This is a genomic window from Mesorhizobium sp. M7D.F.Ca.US.004.03.1.1, from assembly GCF_003998635.1.
Taxonomy (GTDB): Bacteria; Pseudomonadota; Alphaproteobacteria; order Rhizobiales; family Rhizobiaceae; genus Mesorhizobium; species Mesorhizobium loti.
This window is the reverse complement of sequence record NZ_RZQG01000231.1, coordinates 1-7,387: the sequence shown is the minus strand read 5'-3', so window position 1 is coordinate 7,387 and position 7,387 is coordinate 1. Positions and strand designations below refer to the sequence as shown.

Below are 7,387 nucleotides of genomic sequence, written 5' to 3'. Positions count from 1 at the left end.
TCGCTGTCCAACCTGCAGCGTCAGGTCATTCACGGCACCGACACTGTGGGTATGCTGAAAACCGATAGCGCCAAGGCGGCAATCGCCCGCATCAATCCAAACACAAAGGTTGAAACGCACGCAATCCGGCTGAACCCGGACAATGCACCTGCCCTCGTCGCCGCCTATGACATCGTCGTCGACGGCTCGGACAATTTCGAAACCCGCTATGCGGTGGCGGATGCCTGCGCGAGCGCTGGGAAACCGCTGGTGCATGCCGCCGTCGGACGCTTCGACGGCTCCGTCACGGTGCTGAAGCCATTCGAAGACAGCAAGGACGGCAAGCCCAACCCAGGCTATCGCGATCTGTTTCCCGAAGCGCCACCGCCGGGCCTGGTGCCGTCCTGTGCCGAAGCCGGTGTGCTTGGCGCGCTGACCGGCGTCATCGGCACGCTGCAGGCGATGGAGGCGATCAAACTGGTCACCGGCATTGGCGAACCGCTGGTCGGCCGGCTGCTGCTCTATGATGCGTTGGCGGCGCGCTTCGACACGATCCGCTACAAGAGAAACTGACCCCGTGGAGCGGAGCGACGCCGTCCCCATCACACAGATAGTGGCCGGCTTCGACCGTTGGGACGATGTGCTCGCATTGATCATGCGTGCCTTCGCCTCGATGGACGGCGTCATCGACCCGCCCTCCTCGGCCCACTTGCTGACCGCCGACAGCCTGCGGGACAAGGCGCGGCGGGAGACCGGCTTCGTGGCGCTCGAGGGCGACAGGATCGTCGGCTGTGTCTTTGCCCTTGAAAGGGTCGCGGAATTCTATGTCGGCAAGCTCGCCGTGGCTCCGGACTGCCAGGGACAAGGCATTGGCCGGCGGCTGATGCAGGCGGTCGAAGGCCTTGCCCGCAGCCGCGGCAAGGCCGCCATTGAGCTTCAGACGCGAGTCGAACTGACCGGAAACCATGCAGCCTTTGCTCGCCTCGGCTTTCAAGAGACCGAGCGGACGGCGCATGAAGGCTACGACAGGGCGACCTCGATCACCATGCGCAAGGCTCTTGCGTAAGCTTGACCTTTCGTTTCAAGGCAGAAAAATGTTGCGCCGCGATAGAACCTGTCATCCCGATTGAATCGGGATGGGCTCTATCTGTATCTGTTCGTTTGAACATGATCTCTGGACAAACGGTTTCCGTTTGTCCGAGAAAACCGGTTTCCACTTTTCGGGATCATGCTCTAGCGTCAAGTTCTGAGCGGCAGCACGCGGTCCGGCGGGCGATGGCCGTCGACGAAGGCGCGGATGTTGATGATCACCTTTTCACCCATGTCGATGCGGCCCTCGAGCGTCGCCGAGCCCATATGCGGCAGAAGCACGACCTTGTTCTTGGCGGCGAGCTTCAGCAGCTTGCCGTTCAAAGCCGGCTCGTGCTCGTAGACGTCAAGACCGGCGCCGGCAATCTTGCCGTCCTGGATCAGCTTGACCAGCGCTTCCTCGTCGATGATGTCGCCGCGCGCGGTGTTGACGACATAGGCGGTAGGCTGCAGCAGCGCCAGCCGCCGCGCCGAAAGCAGATGAAAGGTCGCCGGCGTCGACGGGCAGTTGACCGAAATGATGTCCATGCGGGCCAGCATCTGGTCTAGACTCTCCCAATAGGTCGCCTCCAGCTCGTCTTCCACGGCCGGCAGCACGCGGTGGCGGTTGTGGTAGTGAATGGAAAGACCGAACGCTTTGGCCCGCCTCGCGACGGCGGTGCCGATGCGCCCCATGCCGACAATGCCCAGCCGCTTGCCCCAGATGCGCCGGCCAAGCATCCAGGTCGGCGACCAGCCGGCCCATTTCTTGTCGCCGGTGAGCACATTGGCGCCTTCCGCCAGCCGCCGCGGCACCGCCAGCATCAGCGCCATGGTCATGTCTGCGGTGTCCTCGGTCAGGACATTGGGCGTGTTGGTGACGGTGATGCCCCTCTTGGCCGCGGCGGTGACATCGATCTTGTCGACGCCGTTGCCGAAATTGGCGATCAGCTTGAGGTTGTCGCCGGCCTGGGCGATCAACGCCGCATCGATCTGGTCCGTCACCGTCGGCACCAGCACGTCGGCCTCCTTGACCGCCGCAACCAGTTCCGGCTGCGTCATCGGCCTATCCTCGACATTCAGCCTTGCGTCGAACAGTTCGCGCATGCGGGTCTCGACCGGGTCGGGCAGCTTTCGCGTGATGACGACGAGAGGCTTCTTTTTGCCTGCCATTGTTTCCTCGTACCCCGATCTCGTTGAGACCTCTTTAACCAAGACCGGCGAAACTGAAAGCCGGTCGCGGTGCCGATTACCCCATGTAACAAGCGGTGCCGCCGAAGACAAAGAAAAAGGGGCGCCGAGGCCGATGGGCAAGCGCCGAAAGGAATGAAAGTGTCTGGTTTCGCGTCGCTTCGCCTGACCCTCAGTGCAGCATTTCTCGGCGCTTTGCTTTATTCTCCGCTTGCGGCCGCGCAGAGTGCCGCAGCACCTGCCCAGAGCGTCGTCACGCTCGGGCCGAGCGGCCTGCCGCTGCCGCGATTCGTCAGCCTGAAATCCGGCCGCGTCAACTCGCGCGTCGGCCCCGGCGCCAACTACTCGGTCGACTGGATGTATATGAAGGCCGGCCTGCCGATGGAGATCATCCAGGAATTCGACACATGGCGCCGCGTGCGCGATGCCGATGGTTCGGAAGGCTGGATCAACCAGTCGCTGCTCTCCGGCCGACGCACGGCAATCGTCGCACCATGGCAGCGCGGCAAGGGCGCGCAGATCAACCTTCTCAACAGCCCCGACAAGGATGCAAGGGTGGTCGCGATGGTCGAGCCGGGGGTGATGGGCACGATCAAATCCTGCGACGGTCAGTGGTGCGAAATGACGTTCGACGGCCACACCGGCTGGCTTGCCCAGTCGATCGTCTGGGGCGCCTATCCCGGCGAACGGGTCAAGGACTAATCTTTTGACCCTTTGAGCGCGATCTTTTGAAGATTCGCGGTCGTGGTTCTGGCGCCCGATACGGCCGAGATGGGTGTCCTGAAAGCCGGTCGACAGCTTCAGGCCGTAGCCCAGCGCACGGTCGATGGCGATGTGGGCGACCCAGATCAGCGCGACCGCGATTGCGGTCGCATTGCCGGACATATACCCGGCGATCAGCAGCGGCACCGGCACGATCAGGATGTGCAAGGCATTGTAGGCAAGAGCACCGACTCGAGGCCCCGCCAGATAGCCGAACATCGACAGGTCCGGCGCCAGGATGAGCAATCCGAACAGCCACCAGGACATGCTGGCCGAACCGTAGAAAACGACGGCAGCAGCAGCCACAAACGCCCATTCGAGCCGGATTGTGAGATCGACGGATTTCATCCCCGACAGATGATTCTGGCCTGGCCGATCATTCGCGGCGTTTGGGGCGCAGCCTCACCACGATGTCGACATTGGCGATCTCCATCCCTTCCGGCGGCTCCGGCAGGTTGGCAACCGTCACCGGACCGCTGTCGATGTCGAATATGCGGTTTTCGCCTTCGATGTAGAAATGGTGGTGGTCGGACGTGTTGGTGTCGAAATAGGTCTTTGCGCCCTCGACAGCGAGGATGCGCAACAGTCCCGCCTGGGTGAACTGGTGAAGGGCATTGTAGACGGTGGCCAACGAAACCGGCACGCCGGCGGCAACCGCCTCCTCGTGCAGTTCCTCAGCCGACAAATGGCGGTCGCCCTTGGCGAAAAGCAGGTCTGCCAGCGCAATGCGCTGACGCGTCGGCCTCAGGCCGGCTTCACGGACCCGCTTGTCCACAGCGACATTTTCCTTCCGGCCGTCCAGGTCCATCTTCTCGTCGAACCCCACAGTTCCGCCCCAAGACACGCCCAGAATGGCAAAAAAATGAACGTCTGCCGAAACCGGACCTCTCAGGACATATATTCTGTCGTCCGAATGCGATCAATAGCGCGCATTGACCCAGGCAGACGAGCAGGTTAAGCGCAAACGCCGGTTTCCGGCCTGAAACAGATTGTGTTAGGAAACCAACGACAAGGGCACCCGATAGCCCGAAACGATATGGGGACGAGATTGATGGCGGGTAAATCCAGCTACGAGTACGACGAATTGCTGGCCTGCGCCCGCGGCGAACTGTTCGGACCGGGCAATGCCCAGCTTCCCTATCCGCCCATGCTGATGTTCGACCGTATCACCGAGATCAGCGAGACGGGCGGCGCCTTCGAGAAGGGTTTCATCCGCGCGGAGTTCGACATCAAGCCGGATCTGTGGTTCTTTGCCTGCCATTTCATCGGCAATCCGATCATGCCGGGGTGCCTCGGCCTCGACGCCATGTGGCAATTGACGGGCTTCTATCTTGGCTGGCTCGGCGAACCCGGCAAGGGGATGGCGCTGTCGACCGGTGAGGTGAAATTCAAGGGCATGGTGACGCCCTCGGTGAAGAAGGTCGAGTATGGCATCGACTTCAAGCGCGTGATGCGAGGTCGGCTGGTGCTCGGCATCGCCGATGGCTGGCTGAAGGCAGATGGCGAACCCATATACGCGGCAACGGATTTGAAAGTCGGTCTGTCCAAGCAGTCGGCGGTCGGCTGACCGGCGTCCCGGCCCGCCCCCTGGAAGGAGTTGCGAATGAGACGTGTCGTAGTCACAGGCCTCGGCATCGTGTCGTCGATCGGCAACAATGCCAACGAGGTGCAAGCCTCGCTGCATGACGCCAGATCCGGCATCAGCTTCTCCGATTCCTTCGCCGAACACGGCTTCCGCTGCCAGGTCTGGGGAGCGCCGACGCTCGATCCATCGGCCATGATCGATCGCCGTGCGATGCGCTTCCTGAGCCAGGGTGCGGCCTGGAACCACGTCGCCATGGATCAGGCGATCGCAGATGCGGGCCTCGGCGAGAGCGACATCACCAATGAGCGCACCGGCATCGTCATGGGATCGGGCGGACCATCCACCCGCACCATCGTCGAAGCGGCCGAAATCACGCTGAAGAACGGCAGTCCCAAGCGCATCGGTCCGTTTGCGGTGCCGAAGGCGATGTCGTCGACCGCATCGGCAACGCTTGCCACATGGTTCAAGATCCACGGCGTCAACTACTCGATCTCGTCGGCCTGCTCGACCTCGGCGCATTGCATCGGCAATGGCTACGAATTGATCCAGTGGGGCAAGCAGGACATGGTTTTTGCCGGCGGCCACGAGGATCTCGACTGGACGATGTCGGACCTCTTCGACGCGATGGGCGCCATGTCGTCGAAATTCAACGACAAGGCATCGACCGCTTCGCGCGCGTATGACGCCAATCGCGACGGCTTCGTCATCGCCGGCGGCGCCGGCGTGCTGGTGCTGGAAGAGCTGGAGCATGCCAAGGCGCGCGGCGCCAAGATCTACGCCGAGATCGTCGGCTACGGCGCGACCTCCGACGGCCACGACATGGTTGCCCCTTCAGGCGAAGGCGCGGTCCGCTGCATGCGCCAGGCGCTGGCCACGGTGTCCACGCCGGTCGACTACATCAACACCCATGGCACGTCGACGCCGGTGGGCGATTCCAAGGAAATGGGCGCGATCCGCGAGGTGTTCGGCCCAGAGATGCCGTACATCACCTCGACGAAATCGCTGACCGGCCATTCGCTGGGTGCGGCCGGCGTCCAGGAATCCATCTACTCGATCCTCATGATGCAGGGCGGCTTCATCGGCGAAAGCGCCCATATCGAGACCCTCGACCCTGAATTCGAGGGCATGCCGATCGTGCGAAAGCGCATCGACGACGCCAGGATCGACACTGTCTTGTCAAATTCGTTCGGCTTCGGTGGCACCAACGCCACGCTCGTTTTCCAGCGCTATTCCGCATAAGGATTTGCCGGCCATGGACGGATTGATGAAGGGCAAGCGCGGGCTTGTCATGGGTGTCGCCAACGATCATTCGATCGCCTGGGGAATCGCCCGGAAATTATCCGAACACGGGGCGGAACTCGCCTTCACCTATCAGGGCGATGCCTTCGGACGCCGGGTCAAGCCGCTGGCCGACAAGCTCGGCGCCTCGCTGGTCGTGCCGTGCGACGTCGAGGACAGCGCTTCGGTCGCCGCCACGTTCGAGACCCTGGGCAAGGAATGGGGCGGGCTGGATTTCGTCGTCCACGCCATCGGCTTTTCCGACAAGAACGAGCTGAAAGGCCTCTACGCCGACACCAGCCGGGACAATTTCGTCCGCACCATGGTGATCTCCTGCTACTCCTTCACCGAGATCGCCCGCCACGCGGCCGCCTTGATGCAGGACGGCGGATCGATGATCACGCTGACCTATGCGGGGTCGGTCCGCGTCATGCCGAATTACAATGTCATGGGCGTCGCCAAGGCCGGACTGGAGGCCAGTGTGCGCTACCTCGCCAACGACTACGGTCCGCGCGGCATCAGGGTGAACGGCATATCGGCTGGACCGGTGCGTACGCTCGCCGGCGCCGGCATTTCCGACGCCCGCCACATGTTCTCCTACCAGCAGCGCAACTCGCCGCTGCGCCGCACGGTGACCATCGACGAGGTCGGCGGCTCCGCGCTTTATCTGCTGTCCGATCTGTCTTCCGGCGTTACCGGCGAAATCCACTATGTCGATTCCGGCTATCACATCGTTTCCATGCCGACGCTCGACGAATTGAAGCAGACCGACGGCGGGCGAGACTAATGCATGTCGCCCAAAAGTGCGCAGCGGTTTTGGGACAACGACATTTATAAAACAAAAGCTTAAAATGCCCCGACTGAACCCATTTCGACGCGACGCGCTTTAACCCGCTCAAGAAATACTTTCGCTCCAATAAAATTGGACGCATTCGCGGAAACGCATTTTAAGGACATATCCGGTAAAAGGCCCCGTACTCTGGGGATCTTTCAATGTCCACCGTCAGCAACCCGAAGCGAACACCGATGTTCCGACTGCTCACCATAGCGAGTTCGGGTCTCGGCAGTTTCGTCCTCGGACTCTGGGGCCTGAAGCTCGGTCTCGGCGATGGCTTCGCCGGCATCTCCACGGACATGATGGTCGCGGTGATGGCCGCTCTTTGCGCACTGGCGGCGTCGGTCGCCGCGATGTCCTTCTTCGCCGGCGTCGACGAATCGGTGGATTTCGTCTTCACGGAAACCCATTTCGACAAGCTGACGGGCCTTTTGGCGCGCCCGGCGATGGTCGGCAAGATTGCCGAGGCGGCATGCTCGACAAGCCGGACCGGCGAGCCGATGTTCCTCATCGATATCGACATCGACCGTTTCAAGCAGATCAATGATGCCATCGGCTACAGCCAGGGCGACGAGCTGATCCGCGCCTTCACCAAGCGACTGAAGACTTGCATGCCGCAGCGCGCGCTGATCGGACGCATCGGTGCCGGTGAATTCGCGATTCTGCTCCCTGACAACCAGGTTTCAGGG

General features: G+C 62.0%; 9 protein-coding genes. 7 read left to right on the top strand and 2 right to left on the bottom strand.

The window, feature by feature from the left end; all coding sequences use genetic code 11:
- Together EN935_RS15205 and EN935_RS15200 are read left to right on the top strand one after the other, a co-directional pair.
- The coding region (locus EN935_RS15205) for a ThiF family adenylyltransferase (protein ID WP_127373411.1) at window positions 1-552 on the top strand (552 nt) is incomplete at its 5' end.
- Between the two features lie 4 nt (window positions 553-556).
- Entirely contained in the window at window positions 557-1,045 is a 489-nt protein-coding gene (locus tag EN935_RS15200; protein ID WP_127262817.1) for a GNAT family N-acetyltransferase, read from the top strand.
- A 173-nt stretch (window positions 1,046-1,218) separates the two neighbouring features.
- Here the strand turns inward: EN935_RS15200 and EN935_RS15195 are convergent, their stop codons facing one another.
- Window positions 1,219-2,220, bottom strand: a complete 1,002-nt coding sequence (locus EN935_RS15195; protein ID WP_109666410.1) for a D-glycerate dehydrogenase — start codon at window positions 2,218-2,220, stop codon at window positions 1,219-1,221.
- 159 nt (window positions 2,221-2,379) lie between these two features.
- On the opposite strand from EN935_RS15195, the gene EN935_RS15190 reads away from it, so the two are divergent.
- On the top strand, window positions 2,380-2,940 hold the full coding sequence (locus EN935_RS15190) for an SH3 domain-containing protein (RefSeq protein WP_126067601.1): 561 nt from the start codon (window positions 2,380-2,382) through the stop codon (window positions 2,938-2,940).
- A 436-nt stretch (window positions 2,941-3,376) separates the two neighbouring features.
- Here the strand turns inward: EN935_RS15190 and irrA are convergent, their stop codons facing one another.
- Complete coding sequence (irrA, locus tag EN935_RS15180; RefSeq protein ID WP_024503471.1) at window positions 3,377-3,808, bottom strand: iron response transcriptional regulator IrrA; 432 nt, start codon at window positions 3,806-3,808, stop codon at window positions 3,377-3,379.
- 243 nt (window positions 3,809-4,051) lie between these two features.
- On the opposite strand from irrA, the gene fabA reads away from it, so the two are divergent.
- The 4 genes from fabA to EN935_RS15160 form a co-directional block, all read left to right on the top strand.
- On the top strand, window positions 4,052-4,567 hold the full coding sequence (gene fabA, locus EN935_RS15175) for a 3-hydroxyacyl-[acyl-carrier-protein] dehydratase FabA (RefSeq protein ID WP_013527885.1): 516 nt from the start codon (window positions 4,052-4,054) through the stop codon (window positions 4,565-4,567).
- A gap of 36 nt (window positions 4,568-4,603) precedes the next feature.
- Complete coding sequence (fabB, locus tag EN935_RS15170) at window positions 4,604-5,824, top strand: beta-ketoacyl-ACP synthase I (RefSeq protein ID WP_126067599.1); 1,221 nt, start codon at window positions 4,604-4,606, stop codon at window positions 5,822-5,824.
- A 13-nt stretch (window positions 5,825-5,837) separates the two neighbouring features.
- Complete coding sequence (gene fabI / locus EN935_RS15165; protein WP_109666399.1) at window positions 5,838-6,650, top strand: enoyl-ACP reductase FabI; 813 nt, start codon at window positions 5,838-5,840, stop codon at window positions 6,648-6,650.
- Window positions 6,651-6,856: 206 nt separating this feature from the next.
- The coding region (locus EN935_RS15160) for a GGDEF domain-containing protein (protein ID WP_164771142.1) at window positions 6,857-7,387 on the top strand (531 nt) is incomplete at its 3' end.